Here is a 17,999-nt window from a genome sequence, read left to right as displayed (position 1 = left end):
TTCTGTCCGAGACGTCGGACGTGCGCTCGGAACCTTTAGACATAACCCGCCTCCTTCATTTCCTTTACAGCGCGCGTCAGGTGACCGTCGTGGCGATCTCCCAAAAACCCCAGAGACATTGGCACCAGCGACGTCCAAGCGACGTCTTCGGCCTCGAATTGATTTCTCAGATCGTCGTAGTCCGCTCGCGCTTTGGCGAGAGCTTCGAGCGCCTTCACCACAGCCACAACACGACGACCGTATTCCGGCCTGGAAATCTGGCACGCGGCCACGCTCGCTGGCCCCTTCGCTTCGGTAAGACGCCGCCTAACGATCTCGATGGCGGCTTCCACGTCAGCGAGTTCCTTGCGGATGTCCCCCGCCTGTTTTCGAAGCATCGGCGCAGAGTCGGGTGCGTCGCCCAGCAACTCGGCTACTCGCGTTGAAACTCGCGGGCCCCTATCGCCGGTCGCGTCGATCTGCTTCTGCATATCCCGCAGCTCGCCATTGAGCTTGGATTGCAGTACGTACAGATCGCTCTGCTTTTGCAGTAGCGCTGCATATTCCGGGCTTGCTTCCGCCAATGAGGGAATGCGGAATTCGTCGGCTGGTTTCTTCGTGAGAGGTGCCATCAAAACAAGTCCTTCATCAAACTTACGAATGCATCGCCCTTGACCACGCCGGCAACTCGGTGCGGCGCCTGTTGATGCGACGCTAACTGTCCCGGCAGAACAAACCGCGTAACGGTGCCCTCGGGCGTGTATGCTGCAAGTTCGCGCCAGCCATGAACGAACTCGAATCGATGGCCCCGAACATCATCGACGGCATCGGCAGTCCCGCTCACAGTGATTTCGGATTTCAGTTCCAGATATTCCAGCGCTGATCGCGGGATGCTGTTGGGTGCGGCGGCCGACAGGACAACGCCACCCGGCGTCATGACGGAATAGGCGTGCGCGTGTTCCACGGCTTCAGGCAACACGGGAGCAGACATCAGGACGGCGAGCAAAAGGCAAACGTCTCGCTGATCCAGTTCAGGCGCAATGCCGGGTCCACCGAGCGGGAGTAGACGCGCCTCCTGGAGGCGCCTTCCGACGCTATAGCCACGCGAACGTGGGAAGCCGACATGACGCTGGATGGCGTCAAGCGTTTGGTTGAGCGTGGCCAATTGGCCATCCTCCTCGTGATTTGTGTGGTGTGTTGCAAGTTGTGGTGCCAAAAAATCGCCGGACTAAGCCGGCGCAAGTTGCACGTCACGTAAGGGCAGAAATTGCTCGAAGCAGCATCGAGGAATTTTCAGTACCCTTGCCCTCTAGAGGCGAGAGGCAGGTTTTTTCAGTTCTCAGGCCGCAACCTGTAAATATTTTTGAACCGCCATATCGACATAGCCTTCGGCCTTAGCGCGGCTGACACCGATGGCGTCCGCAATCTCGCCTGTGGTCGAGTCTCCCGCGGCTAGATCCAGTAGCGTGCAAACAGCTCGCCCGAGCTTTTCTCGAATACGCTTGGTGTCGATGGCACCAGCTATTTTTTCCTCTTCACTCATGTCGTCAACAGCCCAATCCGGTGCAGCTGCGGAGTGCTTGCGGTCAAAACTTGTTCCGCCAGCGATGGGGCGCCATTCGCCTTTGACCGGCTTACCGACGCTGTCCCGTTCGGTGACAACAAATACCTCTTGGCTGCCTTCGCGGTAATGCTTGCCCGGCTCTGTTTTCTCCAGGGCGACCGCCGCCATGATTTCGTCGGCGTCTACAACATCGCGCTCAACTGTTTCGGTCTGATCGAAGTCAACCGCCGTGTTATCGTTTGCCGCACTCAGGCGCGGCATAGCGTTCCGCACCTGCCAATCCACAAGGCCGGTCACGAGCGCAAGTTTGCCGGCCTTGTGTAGACGCCGGCCCTGTGGCCAAGCGCCCCCCTGATACGCGCGCTCGCCCGACGTTGCTTGCTCCGCCAGGATGGCGCGATGTTGCTCAGGGGTACGGGGTTGGTTGTCGTTTGCTGGTATCTTCACGTGAGTGCACCCATGATGGGTTTCGTCTTTTGCCGCTTAAGCGGTCGTGGTGTGGCCTTGCGGCTGCACACTTAGGAAATCGGCCCCATGGCCAACGCGATCAAGCGCTTACGCGCAAAATCAGGCCCCGAGGAAATCACGGTCTTCTGTCCGGTCAGGCCGCCTCGTCGTCCTCCTCATATTCATATTCAGCGCCCATCCGCGCCGGCCACCCGGCGCCGAGGCTTGTTGCCATCCTCGCCGCGAAATCGCGCGGGCTTTCATTCGGCATAGTTGGTGCCGGATTGGCGTGCCGCGCAGGCTCAGGGTTAACCGGCAAGGGTGGCTCGTCATCCGGCCGGGTTGTTGGCGCGGCGAAGCCGTCCTCGGTTATGATGATGGTACGGGCGTGCAATTCCGAAGAGTCGTCGATTTGCTCAAGGCCGGCCGCATGCACGAGCCTGGCGAATTGGCGCTGGCCCTCGAATTGCGTTTGCATGTCTGGGTGCTCCAAGACAATGGCGTGCTCGTGCTCCATGCCAGTCTCGTCGGTTGCTGTGAAGCGCAGCTCTAACGCCTTTTCAACTTGGACAACTTTGCTTGCAGTAATGCGGGCCGTTATCGGCGCGGCAGCCTTGGCGGGTGTGACTATGGTTGATGTGGTCGCGCAGGCCTTGAGGTTGGTCTTGGTGGCGCGCTCAACCTTCTGGAATCCACGCGGCGGGTCCTCATCGTAACGCTCCTCGCGCAACCAGGTGGCCAGGTGCTTGCGCGGCGCATCTGGCTTGCCTTGCGCGCCCCATGAGGCTCGCCATGCCGAGGCGGCCCTAATCACGGCGGCGCGGTCTACCTCGGCCGGGAGCGCATCCCATGCCGCCTTGGCTTCCCTCTTGCCCTTGAGGCAGTCATACGTGCGGTAGCATAGCTCAAAGGTTGGCTTGGCTTGGGAACTCGCCAACTCTTCCACCGCCGTCCCCCCAGCCGGGGTGGCCGCAAGGCCAGCCCCGTGCGGGGGCGCCGTAGGCGGGCGCGTGTCATCTCTATCTTTCTGTATCTCGGCCTTGTAGGCCGGATTCAGTAGATAGGATTCGGTATCGTCAGCAATACCGCTAGAGGCGCTAGAGGTATCGTGGGCAATACCCCCAGTGGTATCGCTAACAGAACCACTAGGCTCATTGGTGCTAGTGGTATCGTCAGCAATACCGCTAGAGGGAAATTCGAAGTTCAAGGAAAATTCGGAAGGGCGAGTCCCCTGACCTTGCCGAACCAGAACGATGGCACCTTGCTCAGCGAGGCGGCGAACCGATGCGATGACGTTGGGGCGACTCGCTCCCGTCGCCCGCTCTAGGTAGCGCAGGCTGGCACGGCCATTGCCATGCTTTGGGTAATAGCGGTCGATGATGTGGCGGGCCACCTTGTGGTCTAGGCGCGTTGCCCACGACGCATCGATGATGGCACCCAGCAGATTGTATTGGTCTAGAAGGCCGCCGGGCTTATGAGCTTTACTGTCGGCCATGGCCACGCCCCCCAGCCGCTATCGCGGCGCGCGCAATGTCATCAGCAACGGCTCTGTCAAAGCGGACGCCAGCGCCAAACACGCGCATTGAGCCGTCAGGCTTGCGAGTAACCGAGATGTCTACGGCTCGGACTCCTGGGGCAAGCTCTATATCTATTTTTGCAACATGCTTGGCGTCCCAACCGGGACGCACATTAATAATCCTCACTCAAAGGTCTCCTGATAAAAAGCTAGAGATAGACAACGCCAGCAGCAGTATTCGCTGCCGCGTATTGCGGTTTCGGCTCGAAAAACAGTTCGCCGTCCAGCTCGCACATGATGAATCCTCTGCGGTCCATCTCGGCCGCCGTCAAGGCGAGCTGTCGGTGCATATCTGTGAGCCGCGGGTCCGACATGACGCGACATGCCCACGCACGACGCTTGGCGCGATTACCCATGAAAGCCTCCGTTGTTGGTCTGGTAAGAACTATTGCGGTTTTGACGCGCGCCCACTAAGGGCCGCCCCCCTATTTGCTGGCCGGCGCGGCAAAGCTGCGGGGAAGATTGCGAGGTGCGCAGCGTCACTGGTCGTTCGGCGGACGGGTTGCCAGTAGGGGAATTTCTTCAAGGATTACAGCGGGCGAATTGCTGGCTAACCGACCAGCTAACGCATTGAAAAGGCTTATTAAGTTTGTTCCGCTAGGGAGCGCCATCATCCGGACGTTTGGATGACGCGGCGAAATCTGCCGCCCTCGCAATGAACCTCCTTCCCCCTCGCCTCCGACCAATGTCCAGACGGAACCAGATGCAGGCCCATGGCGCAGCATAAATCTCCCTCGGACGACCAGGCCGGGATTGCCTCGCCGGCGCCGCCGCCATGGATCCACCGGACGGCAGCCTACGCGCCGGAACGGCGCGCCAGAATGCTGGAGCACATGGCGCGCGCCAGATCGCTGTCTCGGGCCACGGCTGCGCCGTCGCCTACGGCCGGCACGAACATTCTCGCTGACGCCTACGGCTACGCCGTGCTGTTCGGCATCATCGCACTCCTGTTTCAGTCGCGCGTTCCGCTCTACCTCGGCGCCTTCCTCTTCTTCAGCGATGGCGAGCGCATCGAACTCGCTCTTGGAAAGATCGGCATCCGTATCGAGCCCGGCACGATCGGGCCCGAAATCATCAAGGGCTTCGTATCCCTGTTCGGATGGTTCGCGCTGCTGGCATCGCTGAAAGCGTCCGTTCCCGCGTCGCTCTCGACATGGATGCTTCCGGATACATCGTGGTCCTTCCTCGCCGGAATCGCTCTTTTGTTCGCCATCGTCGAAGCAGTCGCAACGCGCGCGATGCAGCATTCATTGCCGTGGTTCGGATTTGAGAGAAGACCGAGCAGCGTGGCCTGCGCGACGATCAAGCTCGTCATGGCCCTTGGCGTGCTGGCCCTGCTGGTGCTGCTCGGATGACGCGATCGTGAGGTCACGGGACTGATAATCGCGGCGCTATGCCGCCTGTCTCGACCGGCGCATTTACCAAAAATTTACCCCTGCTCGTGAGCGCCGGTATCATTTGCTTAGAATTTGATTGCTACCGTGGAACTACGGAACCCTCCGAACCACGATTGGCGCCCATGTCCGTCGCAGAATTCCTCAGACAGCGTGCCGTGCAAGTCACCGTGAGTGGCAGCTACTCGCTGCCGCGTTGGTACGATTGCGAGGGCAAGCTCCGGACCTTCGCCTGCCGCACCAGCCGCGTCTCGCCGTTCCGCATGATGGTCGACGTTCCCGTGGTCGGCAAAGTCGGCGAGCGCGTGACCTCCTACTTCCAGGACTTTGGCGAATTCCAGTGCACCATCAGCGCGACGCTGAAATCGGGCTTCCTGATGGAGCTCGACATGACGCGGGCCCGGCGCGCCTGGATGTCGGAAAAGCTGACCTGGCTCGAGAAGAAGCAAAAGGACGCCAGTGTCCAGGAGCTGCGGAATGACGCGCGCTTCGTTCCGCAGGTCGCGCACACCTTCCTGACGCTCGCCGACGGCAACACCCATGCCTGCTTCATCATCGACGTCTCCACGGCCGGTGTCGCCATATCCTGCGAATACGATCCGCCAGTGGGAACTCCGCTTGCGGTCGGCGCTTGTGTCGGGCGCGTGATCCGCAAATTCGAAAACGGCTTTGCTGTCAAATTCGCGGAAAAGCAGTCGCGGGACGACGTCGTCCGGCTGATCGTCCGCTCGCCTATGCTGCAATCGGCCTGAACCGCCGGCCTCGCCGCCCTATCGCAGCCCTATTTCGAGATAAGCTTTTGAAGGTCCGCGCCTCGTGCCGGGCATCATTTGCAGACTTGCGATCGGGGGACCGAATGGCAGTCGACAAGATCACGGTCGATAAGATCACCTGGGACAAGGTCGGCCGGGTCACCGAGCCGGGACGCTACATGTACACCTTCGGCTGGCTCACCATCACCGCCGGCGATCTCGATATCTGGAAGCAATACCCGCAGGCAGCGTTCACGCTGATGGCGCAGCATTCCGAGCCGGACGCGTCCATCGGCGAGGAATTCCATCTCGGCGCTTTCGACGTGGCGCCCGACGCACCGCCGCCGTTCACCACGCATTGAGTCAAAGCGGGCTTGGGAGCGGCAGCCCTGCACGTGGTGCAGGCCGGGAAGGAACGCGGTGGCATAGCGGTTGCTTTATCATTGCCATGACCCACATCCCCGCCGTCGATCAGGCCTTCCTGCTGTTGCTCATCGTGCTCTGCCTCGGCACGTGCCTCATACGCGCCTTCTGGGAGGTGGAGCAACTCCGGGCCCGCCGGACCGCGTCGCCATCCCGCGCGACCAGGCGTGACTAGGCCGTCGCCCGGCCGTGCATAGCCCGCACGGGGCAATCCCGGCTCTGGACTTGCCGCGGCGACACGTTCATCGTGAATCGAAGAAACCTGCACATTGCCTTGATCTGACTTACCAATCGCGATCCGATGACAGGCGCGCGACCGTTGTCAGAAACGACGAGGTGGTTCTGTCATGCGATTGATTGCGCTCCATATTCTACACCTCGGCGACCGTCCTAATGAACGTAGGCTGTCGCGCTTGTTAAGCGACGCGACAGCAAGCGCATGACACAAGGTCGCATCGGGCAATGTGGATAAGCGGATCAAGGGAACCTATTTTCGGCGCCGATGTACCTGATTGAAGCTTTACCCACCGTCATCGGAACGGCCGCCATTGCCCCGGCGCTGCTGATGCTGTGGCTTGTCATTGCCGCCGAGGAACGCCCGGGACCGCCGGCCCAGGTCTGGACCGCGTTCCTGCTCGGCGCGGCCAGCATTTCGCTGCTGGGCCTGGCCCGCGCCCCTTTCGCCAAAATGGTCGCGGCTCCGGACAACCCGTGGGCGGCGCTGGCCATGCATTCGATCTTCGGCGTCGCGCTGCCGGAGGAAGCGGTCAAGGTGATCGCGATCGTGCTGGTCGCCTCGACCAAGCGGCGGACCTTCGCCAATCCGATGGACACCGTGGTCTATGGCGCTGCGGTCGGCCTGGGCTTCGCCGCCTACGAGAACCTCGCCTATCTCGTCCAGCACGCGGAGATGTGGCGCTCGCTGGCTGCATTGCGCAGCGTGCTGACCGTGCCATTCCACGGCGCGCTCGGCATCATCGCCGGCGCCTATCTGACCATCGCGCGCGCCGGCACGGCGCTGGGTGCGAACCGCCATCATCGCGACTGGGCCCGTCTCTCCAGCCGGCTGCTGATCTTCGCAGGCCCGCTCGCCCTGCATTCGGCGTTCGACTTCCCGCTGCTCACACTCCAGCGCATGCCGGATCTCGATCCGACGCTGCGGATGTGGTTGGGCGGCGCGAGCCTGCTGATCGGCTTCAGCTCGATCGCCTTCGCCATCCGCCTGGTGCGGCGCGTCGCGCGCCATCACGCGCCCCGGACCGAGGTCGCGCGCGAGCGCCTCAGCCAGCTCCGCCGGATGTGGGCGCTGCTGCTCGCGGGCGGCGGCGTCGGCTTTCTCGGGCTCGCCTTCGTGCTGACCTCAATCCATCACTGGCTCATCAACCCCGAGCGCAATCTGACCCTGGCCCTGATCCCGATCGGCCTGGTCTCGATCCTGCTCGGCCTCGCACTTCTGATCGTCACGACCGCGATCTATGTTCTCGGGCGCAACCGCATCCGCACCAGCGGCGAAGGTTTTTCGTCGGCGCACGGCGGCGGCTGAGCCGCGGGATGGCAAGCGCGGTGTGCACGTACTAGACTGGATCGAGCACACACCTGTCGATCCGGAGCCCGCCCATGACATCGCCTGAGGATTTTTCCCGGCTGCAATCCGCCATGAGCCGGACGGTCAAGGCACATTGGAAGGCCTTCCTGTTCGAAGGCATCCTGCTTGCAGTGCTCGGCGTTGCCGCGTTGATCCTGCCGCCGCTCGCAAGCCTTGCGATTGCGATCTTCCTCGGCTGGATGTTCCTGATCAGCGGCATCGGCGGATTGATCGCCACCTATTGGGCGCGCAGCACGCCGGGCTTCTGGTGGTCGCTGATCTCGGCCGCGCTCGCGGTGCTCGCAGGCATGCTGCTGCTGGCGCGACCGATGCAGGCCGTGCTGACGCTGACCATCGTGCTCGGCGCCTATTTCCTCGCCGAGGGCATCGCCACCATCATGTACGCGCTGGAGCACCGCCGCGAGCCGGGCGGCCGCTGGTCGTGGCTTCTTATCTCGGGCCTCGTCGATATCGCGATCTCGTTCATGGTGATCACGGGATTGCCGAGCTCGGCGGAATGGGCGATCGGCATCCTCGTCGGCATCAACCTGCTGTTCGGTGGCGCCACGCTGATCGGCATGGCGCTGGCGGCACGCAAAAGCAACAGTTGAGGCGCCCCGTGATCCTCACCTCGCTTAGGGGGTGACAACCCGCCGATCGCGCGCTATATGACTGGCCATGATCACCGTCACCACCAGCTTTTATTGGTATTTTAGCTACGACAGCTCGCTGGCGGTGGGAGGATCACGCTCAATCTGACAAATTGCAGCATCTAGTCCGAACAGCCGCCAGACCTGGCGGCTTTTTTATTGGCCGGCAGGGTCTCAAAATGACAAGGAGCCCGCCGTGCTGAGCACGACCGACGATCTTCGTATCCGCGAACTGAAAGAACTGAGCACGCCTGAAGAGGTGATGCGGGAAGTCCCGCGTACGCTCACCGCGACGCGCGTGGTGATGGCGGCACGCAACGCCATCCACGCGATCCTCAATGGCCAGGACGACCGGCTTCTGGTCGTGGTCGGCCCCTGCTCGGTGCATGATCCCAGGGCCGCGCTCGAATACGCCGAGCGCCTCGCGAGCTTGCGCGAAGAGCTTGCCGATCAACTTGAAATCGTGATGCGGGTCTATTTCGAGAAGCCACGCACCACGGTCGGCTGGAAGGGCCTGATCAACGATCCTGATCTGGACGGCAGCTTCGACATCAACAAGGGCCTGCGGCTGGCGCGCAACGTGCTCTCGGCCGTGAATAATCTCGGCCTGCCCGCCGGCACCGAATTCCTCGACATGACGACGCCGCAATACATTGCCGACCTCGTGTCCTGGGCCGCGATCGGCGCGCGCACGACCGAAAGCCAGATCCATCGCGAGCTGGCCTCGGGGCTGTCCTGCCCTGTGGGGTTCAAGAACGGCACCGACGGCAATGTGCGCATCGCGGCGGACGCGGTGAAGTCGGCCTCGAATCCGCATCATTTCATGGCGGTGACCAAGCTCGGCCGCTCGGCGATCGCCTCAACCGCGGGCAACGAGGATTGTCACATCATCCTGCGCGGCGGCAGCACGCCGAATTACAATGCGGCAAGCGTCGCAGCGGCCTGCAACGATCTGGCGAAAGCGAGCGTCGCACCGCTCGTGATGGTCGATGCGAGCCACGCCAATTCGAGCAAGAAGCCGGAAAACCAGCCGCTCGTGACAGCCGACATCGCCGGCCAGATTTCCGGCGGCGAGAACCGCATCATGGGGGTGATGGTCGAGAGCAATCTCGTCGCCGGACGCCAGGACGTGGTGGCGGGGAAGCCGCTCACCTATGGCCAGAGCATCACGGACGGATGCATCGACTGGGCGACCACGGCAACCGTGCTCAAACAGCTCGCTGACGCGGTCGAGATCCGGCGCAACACCAAACGCGCAGGGCTGCACGAGCGCTCCGCCTGACCGAACGATCGCGGGCGGGGTGAGGCTGTCGCACCCTGCCCGCTGCTCCGGCGCCTAGCAGCCGCGGCAGATGCTCTTGATCTTCTTGTCGAGCGCCTGATTTTCCTTGCTGAGGGGATCGTTCGGGTCGCTCAGGTTCTTCTCGCTGGGCACGTCGCCGACGCGCGGCTGGCGATGGCCCACGGGTGCCTGCGGCAGCGATCCGGACGCCGCGCCGCCCGATGTCGATCCCTTCGTGCCGCCGGTCTGCGCGACCGCCGCGCCGCCGAGCAAGACCGCGAGCGATACTGCCACCATGATCTTCTTCATGTCTCTCCCTCCATTCCTCGAGCCAGAATCTCCATCACGACCAATCAGGTCTCGGGCGGATAGAGGTGAACGTCGCCGCAATAATCCACGATACGATAGCGCGTTTCCGATGCCGCATCACCCGCATCAGGTGCGGTATTTTGCATCGGCAACACGTAATTCGGTCCCACCGGCGACTTGCCGGCGCCGCCGGGAATGTCGATGACATAGTCGGGCTGACACAGTCCCGACACCCGTCCGCGCAGCTGCCGCATCAAATCCTGCCCCTCGGCGAGCGTCGTTCGCAGATGCGCCGTGCCGGGCGCGAGATCGCCGTGATGCAGATAATAGGGCTTGATCCGGCATTCGACGAAAGCTCGCATCAAATCCGACAGAGCGGTCGCGTTGTCATTGACGCCGCGCAAAAGCACGGACTGGCTTACCATGGGAATTCCGGCATCGACCAGCCGCGCGCAGGCGGCACGCGCGGGCCCCGTCAGTTCGCGCGCATGGTTGGCATGCAGCGCCACCCAGGTGGTGGCGCCTTCGACCTTGAGCGCCCCGACCATCTCCTCGCTGATGCGCGCGGGCTCGGCCACGGGCACGCGGGTGTGAAGGCGGATGATCTTGACGTGATCGATTCCGGCAAGATCCGCCATGATCTCGCTCATCCGCCGCGGCGACAACATCAGGGGATCGCCCCCGGTCAGGATCACCTCCCAGATCTCGCTGTGCGATCGGATGTAGTCGATCGCGGCGCGATAGGCGCCGTCCGAGAGCGCGTTCTCCTTGCCGGGTCCAACCATCTCGCGGCGGAAGCAGAAGCGGCAATAGACCGCGCAGACGTGAACGAGCTTGAACAGCACACGGTCGGGATAGCGATGCACGATCCCGGGAACCGGCGAGTACGGATGATCGCCGATCGGATCTGCGTTCTCGCCCGGCTGCATCTCGAGCTCCGCGGCAGTCGGAACGAATTGCCGCGCGATGGGATCGTCGGGATCGGACCTGTCGATCAGATCGACCAGCGCCGGCGTGATCGCAACCGCATAGCGTGCGGCAACGCGATCGAGCACCGGCAGCGCTGTGGCTGATACCAGCTGCTCGGCGACAAGTTCGGCCGGCTCGCGCAATGTGCGCGCAAGATTGCTCTTCATCATGTCTCGCTTAACGCTTCATTTGCAGGCGGCGTCCAGACCACCTGATCAATTCGCGATGCGCCGCTCGCCAGCATCACCAGCCGGTCGAAACCGAGCGCGACGCCGCTCGCCTCCGGCATCGCCGCGACCGCGGCCAGAAAGTCCTCGTCCAGCGGATAGGCTTCGCCGTAGCGGCGTTGCTTCTCCGCCATGGATTGCGTGAAGCGCTTGCGCTGCTCCTCGACGTCGGTCAGTTCGCCAAAGCCGTTGGCGAGCTCGACACCGCAGGCGTAGATCTCGAACCGCTCGGCAACGCGGGGATCGCCTGCCTTCACGCGCGCCAGTGCCGCCTCTGGAGATGGGTATTCGAACAGAATGGTCAAATGCCCCTGCCCCAGATGCGGCTCGACATGCTCGACCAGAACCTTGCTGAAGATGTCGGACCAGGTGTCGTCCTCGGCCACACGGACCTTGCCGGCAGCGGCCCGGGCAAGCGCGGCGCGGTCGCCTTCGCCACCGGAAATGGTCGCAAGCAGGTCGATTCCCGCAAACTGCTCGAAGGCGCCGGCCACCGTCACAAGTTCAGGCTCGGCGAAGGGATCGGCGGTCCGGCCGCGGAAGGCGAAGGTGCCAATCCCGGTCGCTTGGGCGGCGCGGCCGATGAGGACGACGCAGTCGGCCATGATGGCGTCATAGGGGGCGCCTGCCCGGTACCATTCCAGCATGGTGAATTCGGGCAAATGCAGGTCGCCGCGCTCGCGGTCCCGGAACACCCGGGCGAACTCGAAAATCCGGGTCTCCCCGGCCGCCAGCAGCTTCTTGCAGGCGAATTCCGGCGAAGTCCGCAAATATCGGCTCACACGGCTGCCGTCGGGTCGCACGATCTCGGTCCGGGGGGCGTGCAGGTGGGTCTCGTTGCCCGGAGAGACCTGGAGAACGGAGGTTTCGACCTCGACAAAGCCCTGCTCGGCGAAAAATCCCCGTAGAGCCCCGGTGATTGCTCCCCTGGCCTGCAGGAAGGGCCGGCGGTCGAGATGCCGCGAGGGGGACCAGAACGGCGACATCGGCTTGTCCCCAGCCATTAACCGGCCGTCCCGCAGGCCAGCAAAATGCTGGCATCCAACGGCAAAACCAGTATGTTGCGGCCCGAAACGGGTGCCGCGGTCTGATTTGGGGCCCCAGGTCCCCCATCAATTTGACCACGTCCTGGCCCGAGCCGGGCCAAGCAAGCAGGAAATACAGCTTTGAGAGTCATCGCCAGTTCTATTCGCAAGGGCAACGTGATCGAGCAAGACGGCAAGCTATATGTCGTCGTGACCGCCGAGAACATCCATCCCGGCAAGGGCACCCCGGTCAGCCAGATCGAAATGCGCCGAATCTCGGACGGGGTAAAGATCTCCGAGCGCTACAAGACCACCGACCAGGTCGAGAAGGCCACGATCGAAGAGCGCAACTATACCTTCCTGTACGAAGATGGTGACGGCTATCACTTCATGAACCCGGAGACCTATGACCAGGTCCAGGTCTCCAAGGACGTGATCGGCGACGCGGCGGCCTATCTTCAGGAGAGCATGACGGTCAAGCTGTCGCTGCACGGCGCCAATCCCGTATCGATCGCCCTGCCGCAGCGCGTGACGCTGGAAGTGGTCGAGACGGAGCCCGTGACCAAAGGCCAGACCGCCTCCTCGTCCTACAAGCCCGCCGTGCTCTCGAACGGCCTGCGCACCACGGTGCCGCCGCACATCGCCGTCGGCACCCGAATCGTCGTGATGACCGAAGACGGCTCCTACTCCGAGCGCGCCAAGGACTGACGGGGCCAACGCGAGCGCAACAGGTGCCGCCGGGGGGCGAGACAGTGGTTGGGAAAGGTTTCCGCTTCGTCTCGCAACTTCTGGCGTCGCTTTCGCTCCTCATTGCCTCTCCGCTCACTGCGGATGAATTCCGCAGCCCCTCGCTCACGGCGCTGCGCGTCGATTGGCGCGCGGCGCTCGATCAGCTGCGCACCGAAATCAACGCCCATCCCCGGGTCGCGGACGATTTCATCTTCGCGCCCCGTCGTTCGATGCCGCGCTATGATCCGCGCACGATGCCGGCGCTGGTGCAGCTCAACGCGATCTCCTCGCAATTCTTCACCGGCATCTCCCGCAGCTCCGTGCCCGTGCTGCTGCCGTTCGACGCTGCTGCGTATTTCGAAGCACGGCGCAATGGTGCGCCAGCGACCGTCGCGCTGTCGCGCTACCAGGCCGACTTCAATTCCGTCGACATGTTCGATGCCGGCCCCGCCGGCTACAGCGCGACCTTTTCGTTCGAGCCTGGTACCGGAGACGGCATGCCGAGCCGGGTCTTCGCAAGACCGGTCGAGGTGCAGATCACGGGTTCGGCGCTCGTCTATGACATTGCCGATCCCTCGGGCGGCAAGGGCGAGCCGGTCAAACCGCTCGCAGCGCTCTACCCGGACCTGCGCAAATTCATCCGGGAAGGCTATGTGCGCTACGCTTTCACCCGTTTCGGCGTCGCCTATGTGGTGTCGATCCAATGCCTCGACAGCGTCGCCAAGCCGCGGCGGCTTGCCTGCAAGGAGGCCTATCCGGTCGCCGAGCGCTTCCTGAAGGCGCTGCGCGTGGCGGGCGGCCAGCGCATGCGGCCGCTCACGGACATCGCTTCCAACATTCTCGATCGTCCCGCGGCGCGTTCCCCGGACTTCACCTATCGGCCGAGCGGCGACATCATCCCGAACACCGGTTATCGCAAGCAGGGCGGCCATCCCGACGTGATGGCCTACGCACAGATCCGCTTTCCTCTCGAGAAGGCGCCCGCTTTCGTACACTCGCAATCCTATGCCAAGCGCGACAAGATGGAGAGCACGACCGCTTACCCCTGGCGCGACAACTTCTGCGAATCCCGCAGTTTCGAGGTCTGGCAATGCGGCGGCGGTTATGGCCATCAGGGCGAGGACATCCGCGCGGCTGAGTGCCCATCGCCTGGTGAAGGCCGCCAAGCCTGTGATCCCAAGCAGCGCGCCATCGTCGCCGTGCGCGATGCGAGGGTCATACGCGCTTCCAAGGACCAGGCCGTGACGCTGCAAATCAACAGCCGGACCGAGCACATCCGTTTCCGCTACATGCATATGAACCCGCAGGCGCTGAACGCCGATGGCCTGCTCAATGGTCGCATCGTATCGGAGGGTGAGAAGATCGGCGTGGTCTCGAACTATCTCGATCATCCCGCCGGCACCTCGATGCACCTGCATTTCGACGTGCAGGTGTTCACCCGCGACGGCTGGATCTGGGTCAGTCCTTACGTCACGTTGGTCTCGGCGTACGAGCGTCTGATCCATGCCCGCGGCCGCGAGGTCGGCCCGGAGATCGCCGGCACGCCGCAGCCCGTGGCACATGCGCTGCCGGAGGACGTGCTCAAGCCGGACCTGCGCGAGGGATCGGGCGGCGACGAGAATTGACGCTGCTTGCGCCATCTAGACAGCCAACCAAACTGTCTGATGACGGTCCTATGACAGCGAATTGCACGCACACCGCCTGACCGGCCCGGCCTCCTTATGACGGAGCCTTCTCTGGCCTCGAAATTGTCTGGCCTCAGAATTGCTTTCCTCCCCGCGGGTAAACAGGATGAAGGGAAGGCACATGCGTTGTCTCACTATAGTGGCCGTTCTGGCCGTCGCGTTCGGCGTGCCGGCTCATGCGCAGGAATTGAGCGGGACCTTGAAGAAGATCAAGGACACCGGCGCGATCACACTCGGCGTGCGCGACAGCGCGGTGCCCTTCAGCTATATCGACGAGAAGCAGAAGACCGTCGGCTACGCCATCGACATCTGCATGAAGATCGTCGAGGAGATCAAGGCCGAGCTCAAGCTGGACAAGCTCGCGGTCAACGAGAACCTGGTCACCTCGTCCAGCCGCATTCCGCTGATGGCGAACGGCACCGTCGATCTCGAATGCGGCTCGACGACCAACAACGCCGATCGCCAGAAACAAGTGTGGTTCACCAACACGCATTTCCTCACGGCGAGCCGCTTCGTGTCCAAGAAGACTTCGAAGCTCGACCAAATCGACGATCTCAAGGGCAAGGCCGTCGTCTCGGTCTCGGGCACCACCAACATCACGCAGCTCAACAAGGCCAATGCGGCCCGCTCGCTCGACATCACCGTGATGAACGCAAAGGATGTCCCCGAAGGGTTCCTGATGGTCGAGACCGACCGGGCCGTGGCCTTCGTCATGGACGACATCCAGCTGGCGGCGATGATCGCCTCCTCGAAGGATCCGTCGCTGTACGCGATCAGCACCGGCGCGTTCTCCGATCCGGAGCCTTACGGCATCATGCTGCGCAAGGACGACGCGCCGTTCAAGGCGGTGGTCGATCGCGCGACCGCAAAACTCTACAAGAGCCCGGAGATCGAGCAGATCTACAACAAATGGTTCATGGAGCCGGTGCCGCCGCGCGGCCTGAACTTTCACGTACCCATGCCGGTGTCGATGAAGAAGTCGTTCGAGCATCCGTCGGACAATCCTGATCCAGCATCCTACGGCGGCTGACGAGAGAGCACGCTGGTAACGTAGCCCGGATGAGCGAAGCGACATCCGGGACTCACGCGACGACTGCCCCGGGTGTCGCTTCGCTCACCCGGGCTACGGATCAATCCAGCAACGTCGTGAGTTGCGCGCCCTCGTCCGCCACGAACACCGCGATCAATTCTGCCGGCTCCGTGGTACTCGCATTGGCCGAGACCAGATGGGTCGAGCCGGGCGGCTCGAAGAAGGACTGGCCGACGCCGAACGTCTCGACCGGGCCGCCGCCGAGCTGGGAGCGGATCTCGCCCTTGGTGATGTAGGCGGTGACGGATCCTGCGTGACGATGCGGCCGCGAGAACCCGCCGGGGCCGTAGAACACGCGCACGATCGTGACGCGCTTGCCGGGCACGTTCGGCAGCGGGTAGGAGCCGATCGGTTCGACCTTGTCGAGCGGCGAGCTTTCGGCGGCGGTGGCGCAGAGCGGCGAGAGTGCGCCGGAAATGGTGTCCATCGTCACCGGCAGCGCTTTGCCGATCGCAAGCGCGCAGGCAAGCCCGCCGACGACGGCGATCGCCATCGAACGCGATGACGCCGGGCGCGGCGCGGTGGGAACACTCATTGCTGTCATCGTGATCTCCCTTCGTTGCAATCAGGACGCTGCGGCATTGGCTTCGACGGGCCGCGTCGCCGGCGTCCAGCGAAACGCCGCACCGAAACGGTTCCAGACGTTGATCGAGGCGACCGCCGAGGTCAGGTACGTCAGCTCAGTCTCGGAGAATTCACGGCTCGCCTCGGCGTACACGTCTTCGCCGACGCCGTCGGGCAGGCAGGTCAGCGCCTCGGCCCAGGCCAGCGCGGCACGTTCGCGCGCGGAAAAGATCGGCGCCTCGCGCCAGGCCACGACCAAATTGAGCTTGTCGACGGGCACGCCGATCCGCTCCGAAAGCAGGATGTGATGCTGCAGGCAGAAGGCGCAGCCGTTGATCTGCGATGCCCGCAGCTTGACCAGTTCGAGAAGCTGCTTGTCGAGGCCGGCCTTGGCCGCGACCTGGCCGAGCGCCAGCACCAGCTCATACGCGTCGGGCGCGATCCTCTTGAAATCCTCGTATTCGCTGCGGGCGTGTGACATTGCCGTTCACCTCGTGGTATTGTAAGAGTGCTGAGACATTATAAGAGCACTTACATGTTGCGCAAGCCGCCTGATATCACGAGATCGCAACCGCGGCGGAAGGCCCCCACGTCTGCCCCGGCGGTGCGCGTGCCAGCCCCAGGGGAAGGCAAGCGCGGCGAGCAGGGCTATCTCGGCTATCTGCTGCGCCAAGCCCACGCCGCGGTCCGTCTGACGATGGAGCGGTCGCTGGCCGATCTCGGTGTCACCTCACCGCAATTCGCGGTGCTGACCATGCTCAACGCCTATCCGGGCCTCTCGGGCGCCGACATTGCCCGCCTCACCTTTCTGACGCCCCAGACCGTCGGCGTCATCATCCGCAATCTCGAACGTGACGGTGCGATTGTGATGACGCCGCATCCCGTCCACGGCCGCATCCAGCAATGGACACTGACGCCGCGCGGCGCGACGCTTTTGAAAGCGTGCCGGGAAAGGGTGATCGCGTTGGAGAAGCGGCTGGCCGCCGGGCTCGATGCCAAGGCCGAGGCAAGCATTCGCCGGTGGCTCGCAGGCATCGCGGCCGATTTGCAGGAGGACTAGCCGAAGCGCGTTCGCCGCTGACGGGCGCTAGTCGCCGCCTCCTCCGTCGCCGCAGCCGCCACCGTCCGAATCCGAGAAGTCACTGACGGTACCGTCGCCTTGAATACCGCGCCCAAAGTTCTCCGCGAGGATCATCAGGATGACGACGAACAACCCGGCGCCGAACGGCCAGGGATTAGCGCGGATGATGTCGAACAGCTCCTGCATTCACGCATTGTGCGCAGACGGAAGCGAATCGACCGTAAAGCGACAGGCCCAAAACTGGGGGTATCCGACCCGCTGCAGGCGCGCCCTATTTCCCCTTCAACGCTTTCTTAACCTCGCCATCGGGCCAGGTCTCGCCCGCGGCAATCACCCGGACGCGGCTTTGATCGGTGTCATTCACCAGCTCATGCGAACTCACCCGGTCGCAGCTTCGCTCCAGGCGCAGGTCGGTTTCGGGCTTCCAGCTCAGCGTGGTCGCGAGATCGCCGGGAAAGATCTGCCATTGCGATCCGTCGTCGAGTTCGACGACATGACTTTCCGCATGCGCGCGTATCTTCATTCCACCCCGAATTATCGATGAACGGACTGCGTGCGACGGCAGGGGGGGGGGGGGGGGGGGGGGGGGGGCGCCCCCGCCCCGCCGGGCGGGGGGGGGGGGGGGAGGGCGGGGGGGGGGGGGGGGGAGAAGATAAGTATAGACTTGT

The 17,999-nt window shown here is 63.2% G+C and carries 22 protein-coding genes; 10 read left to right on the top strand and 12 right to left on the bottom strand.

Annotation, left to right across the window (positions count from 1 at the left end; genetic code table 11):
* Window positions 1-35: 35 nt before the first annotated feature.
* The 5 genes from AC0L30_RS26275 to AC0L30_RS26255 form a co-directional block, all read right to left on the bottom strand.
* Window positions 36-611 carry a hypothetical protein gene (locus AC0L30_RS26275; protein WP_473405569.1) on the bottom strand — a complete coding sequence of 192 codons (576 nt, stop codon included), beginning with the start codon at window positions 609-611 and terminating at the stop codon, window positions 36-38.
* Window positions 611-1,144 carry a hypothetical protein gene (locus AC0L30_RS26270; protein ID WP_473405568.1) on the bottom strand — a complete coding sequence of 178 codons (534 nt, stop codon included), beginning with the start codon at window positions 1,142-1,144 and terminating at the stop codon, window positions 611-613. The genes AC0L30_RS26275 and AC0L30_RS26270 overlap by 1 nt, the downstream gene beginning before the upstream one ends.
* 174 nt (window positions 1,145-1,318) lie before the next feature.
* On the bottom strand, window positions 1,319-1,990 hold the full coding sequence (locus tag AC0L30_RS26265) for a hypothetical protein (RefSeq protein ID WP_473405567.1): 672 nt from the start codon (window positions 1,988-1,990) through the stop codon (window positions 1,319-1,321).
* Window positions 1,991-2,144: 154 nt separating this feature from the next.
* A complete protein-coding gene (locus AC0L30_RS26260; protein WP_473405566.1) occupies window positions 2,145-3,485 on the bottom strand; it encodes a hypothetical protein in 1,341 nt (446 codons plus the stop codon).
* A gap of 230 nt (window positions 3,486-3,715) precedes the next feature.
* Window positions 3,716-3,922: a hypothetical protein gene (locus AC0L30_RS26255; RefSeq protein ID WP_143273880.1), complete on the bottom strand. Its 207-nt coding sequence runs from the start codon at window positions 3,920-3,922 to the stop codon at window positions 3,716-3,718.
* A 357-nt stretch (window positions 3,923-4,279) separates the two neighbouring features.
* Here AC0L30_RS26255 and AC0L30_RS26250 point away from each other — a divergent pair, with 357 nt between their 5' ends.
* The 6 genes from AC0L30_RS26250 (at window position 4,280) to AC0L30_RS26225 (ending at window position 9,652) form a co-directional block, all read left to right on the top strand.
* The gene (locus AC0L30_RS26250; protein WP_219680240.1) at window positions 4,280-4,921 is read left to right on the top strand and encodes a hypothetical protein; all 642 of its coding nucleotides are present in this window, start codon (window positions 4,280-4,282) and stop codon (window positions 4,919-4,921) included.
* A 164-nt stretch (window positions 4,922-5,085) separates the two neighbouring features.
* Window positions 5,086-5,712 carry a pilus assembly protein PilZ gene (locus AC0L30_RS26245; protein ID WP_007591418.1) on the top strand — a complete coding sequence of 209 codons (627 nt, stop codon included), beginning with the start codon at window positions 5,086-5,088 and terminating at the stop codon, window positions 5,710-5,712.
* Between the two features lie 104 nt (window positions 5,713-5,816).
* Entirely contained in the window at window positions 5,817-6,074 is a 258-nt protein-coding gene (locus tag AC0L30_RS26240; RefSeq protein ID WP_007591419.1) for a hypothetical protein, read from the top strand.
* A gap of 563 nt (window positions 6,075-6,637) precedes the next feature.
* Window positions 6,638-7,678, top strand: coding sequence for a PrsW family glutamic-type intramembrane protease (locus tag AC0L30_RS26235; protein WP_007591420.1), 1,041 nt, complete (start codon window positions 6,638-6,640; stop codon window positions 7,676-7,678).
* A 74-nt stretch (window positions 7,679-7,752) separates the two neighbouring features.
* On the top strand, window positions 7,753-8,331 hold the full coding sequence (locus tag AC0L30_RS26230) for an HdeD family acid-resistance protein (protein ID WP_007591421.1): 579 nt from the start codon (window positions 7,753-7,755) through the stop codon (window positions 8,329-8,331).
* A gap of 235 nt (window positions 8,332-8,566) precedes the next feature.
* Window positions 8,567-9,652: a 3-deoxy-7-phosphoheptulonate synthase gene (locus AC0L30_RS26225; protein ID WP_007591423.1), complete on the top strand. Its 1,086-nt coding sequence runs from the start codon at window positions 8,567-8,569 to the stop codon at window positions 9,650-9,652.
* Window positions 9,653-9,706: 54 nt separating this feature from the next.
* On the opposite strand, the gene AC0L30_RS26220 is transcribed toward AC0L30_RS26225, so the two are convergent.
* Genes AC0L30_RS26220 through epmA form a run of 3 tightly spaced genes read right to left on the bottom strand, consistent with a single transcriptional unit; the run spans window position 9,707 to window position 12,161 of the window.
* The gene (locus tag AC0L30_RS26220) at window positions 9,707-9,961 is read right to left on the bottom strand and encodes a hypothetical protein (protein WP_007591425.1); all 255 of its coding nucleotides are present in this window, start codon (window positions 9,959-9,961) and stop codon (window positions 9,707-9,709) included.
* A 44-nt stretch (window positions 9,962-10,005) separates the two neighbouring features.
* Window positions 10,006-11,100, bottom strand: a complete 1,095-nt coding sequence (locus AC0L30_RS26215; protein WP_035992751.1) for a lysine-2,3-aminomutase-like protein — start codon at window positions 11,098-11,100, stop codon at window positions 10,006-10,008.
* On the bottom strand, window positions 11,097-12,161 hold the full coding sequence (epmA, locus tag AC0L30_RS26210; protein ID WP_354128185.1) for an EF-P lysine aminoacylase EpmA: 1,065 nt from the start codon (window positions 12,159-12,161) through the stop codon (window positions 11,097-11,099). The genes AC0L30_RS26215 and epmA overlap by 4 nt, the downstream gene beginning before the upstream one ends.
* A gap of 162 nt (window positions 12,162-12,323) precedes the next feature.
* Here epmA and efp point away from each other — a divergent pair, with 162 nt between their 5' ends.
* The 3 genes from efp (at window position 12,324) to AC0L30_RS26195 (ending at window position 15,626) form a co-directional block, all read left to right on the top strand.
* Entirely contained in the window at window positions 12,324-12,890 is a 567-nt protein-coding gene (efp, locus tag AC0L30_RS26205) for an elongation factor P (protein ID WP_007591435.1), read from the top strand.
* Window positions 12,891-12,913: 23 nt separating this feature from the next.
* Window positions 12,914-14,536 (top strand): M23 family metallopeptidase, encoded by a 1,623-nt coding sequence (locus AC0L30_RS26200; protein ID WP_473365752.1) that lies wholly within the window; start codon window positions 12,914-12,916, stop codon window positions 14,534-14,536.
* Window positions 14,537-14,717: 181 nt separating this feature from the next.
* On the top strand, window positions 14,718-15,626 hold the full coding sequence (locus AC0L30_RS26195) for an amino acid ABC transporter substrate-binding protein (RefSeq protein WP_007591441.1): 909 nt from the start codon (window positions 14,718-14,720) through the stop codon (window positions 15,624-15,626).
* A 100-nt stretch (window positions 15,627-15,726) separates the two neighbouring features.
* Here AC0L30_RS26195 and AC0L30_RS26190 read toward each other — a convergent pair whose 3' ends face one another.
* Both AC0L30_RS26190 and AC0L30_RS26185 read right to left on the bottom strand, forming a co-directional pair.
* Complete coding sequence (locus AC0L30_RS26190; protein WP_219680250.1) at window positions 15,727-16,230, bottom strand: cupin domain-containing protein; 504 nt, start codon at window positions 16,228-16,230, stop codon at window positions 15,727-15,729.
* A 21-nt stretch (window positions 16,231-16,251) separates the two neighbouring features.
* Window positions 16,252-16,731, bottom strand: a complete 480-nt coding sequence (locus AC0L30_RS26185) for a carboxymuconolactone decarboxylase family protein (protein WP_219680253.1) — start codon at window positions 16,729-16,731, stop codon at window positions 16,252-16,254.
* A gap of 54 nt (window positions 16,732-16,785) precedes the next feature.
* Here AC0L30_RS26185 and AC0L30_RS26180 point away from each other — a divergent pair, with 54 nt between their 5' ends.
* Window positions 16,786-17,310: a MarR family winged helix-turn-helix transcriptional regulator gene (locus AC0L30_RS26180; RefSeq protein WP_219680258.1), complete on the top strand. Its 525-nt coding sequence runs from the start codon at window positions 16,786-16,788 to the stop codon at window positions 17,308-17,310.
* 27 nt (window positions 17,311-17,337) lie between these two features.
* On the opposite strand, the gene AC0L30_RS26175 is transcribed toward AC0L30_RS26180, so the two are convergent.
* Window positions 17,338-17,517, bottom strand: a complete 180-nt coding sequence (locus tag AC0L30_RS26175) for a hypothetical protein (RefSeq protein WP_219680260.1) — start codon at window positions 17,515-17,517, stop codon at window positions 17,338-17,340.
* Window positions 17,518-17,602: 85 nt separating this feature from the next.
* Window positions 17,603-17,854, bottom strand: coding sequence for a hypothetical protein (locus AC0L30_RS26170; protein WP_219680262.1), 252 nt, complete (start codon window positions 17,852-17,854; stop codon window positions 17,603-17,605).
* Between the last annotated feature and the right edge of the window lie 145 nt (window positions 17,855-17,999).

It is taken from the genome of Bradyrhizobium sp. MI1.11, assembly GCF_055811255.1.
This window is presented reverse-complemented; position numbering and strand designations above follow the sequence as displayed.

Coding starts and splice junctions, on each gene's coding strand:
- AC0L30_RS26260 (WP_473405566.1), bottom strand. CDS start 3,485: ATGGCCGACAGTAAAGCTCATAAGCCCGGCGGCCTTCTAGACCAATAC.
- AC0L30_RS26250 (WP_219680240.1), top strand. CDS start 4,280: ATGGCGCAGCATAAATCTCCCTCGGACGACCAGGCCGGGATTGCCTCG.
- AC0L30_RS26240 (WP_007591419.1), top strand. CDS start 5,817: ATGGCAGTCGACAAGATCACGGTCGATAAGATCACCTGGGACAAGGTC.
- AC0L30_RS26235 (WP_007591420.1), top strand. CDS start 6,638: ATGTACCTGATTGAAGCTTTACCCACCGTCATCGGAACGGCCGCCATT.
- AC0L30_RS26185 (WP_219680253.1), bottom strand. CDS start 16,731: ATGTCACACGCCCGCAGCGAATACGAGGATTTCAAGAGGATCGCGCCC.
- AC0L30_RS26230 (WP_007591421.1), top strand. CDS start 7,753: ATGACATCGCCTGAGGATTTTTCCCGGCTGCAATCCGCCATGAGCCGG.
- AC0L30_RS26190 (WP_219680250.1), bottom strand. CDS start 16,230: ATGACAGCAATGAGTGTTCCCACCGCGCCGCGCCCGGCGTCATCGCGT.
- AC0L30_RS26195 (WP_007591441.1), top strand. CDS start 14,718: ATGCGTTGTCTCACTATAGTGGCCGTTCTGGCCGTCGCGTTCGGCGTG.
- epmA (WP_354128185.1), bottom strand. CDS start 12,161: ATGGCTGGGGACAAGCCGATGTCGCCGTTCTGGTCCCCCTCGCGGCAT.
- AC0L30_RS26255 (WP_143273880.1), bottom strand. CDS start 3,922: ATGGGTAATCGCGCCAAGCGTCGTGCGTGGGCATGTCGCGTCATGTCG.
- AC0L30_RS26170 (WP_219680262.1), bottom strand. CDS start 17,854: ATGAAGATACGCGCGCATGCGGAAAGTCATGTCGTCGAACTCGACGAC.
- AC0L30_RS26180 (WP_219680258.1), top strand. CDS start 16,786: ATGTTGCGCAAGCCGCCTGATATCACGAGATCGCAACCGCGGCGGAAG.
- AC0L30_RS26220 (WP_007591425.1), bottom strand. CDS start 9,961: ATGAAGAAGATCATGGTGGCAGTATCGCTCGCGGTCTTGCTCGGCGGC.
- AC0L30_RS26275 (WP_473405569.1), bottom strand. CDS start 611: ATGGCACCTCTCACGAAGAAACCAGCCGACGAATTCCGCATTCCCTCA.
- AC0L30_RS26215 (WP_035992751.1), bottom strand. CDS start 11,100: ATGATGAAGAGCAATCTTGCGCGCACATTGCGCGAGCCGGCCGAACTT.
- AC0L30_RS26245 (WP_007591418.1), top strand. CDS start 5,086: ATGTCCGTCGCAGAATTCCTCAGACAGCGTGCCGTGCAAGTCACCGTG.
- AC0L30_RS26175 (WP_219680260.1), bottom strand. CDS start 17,517: ATGCAGGAGCTGTTCGACATCATCCGCGCTAATCCCTGGCCGTTCGGC.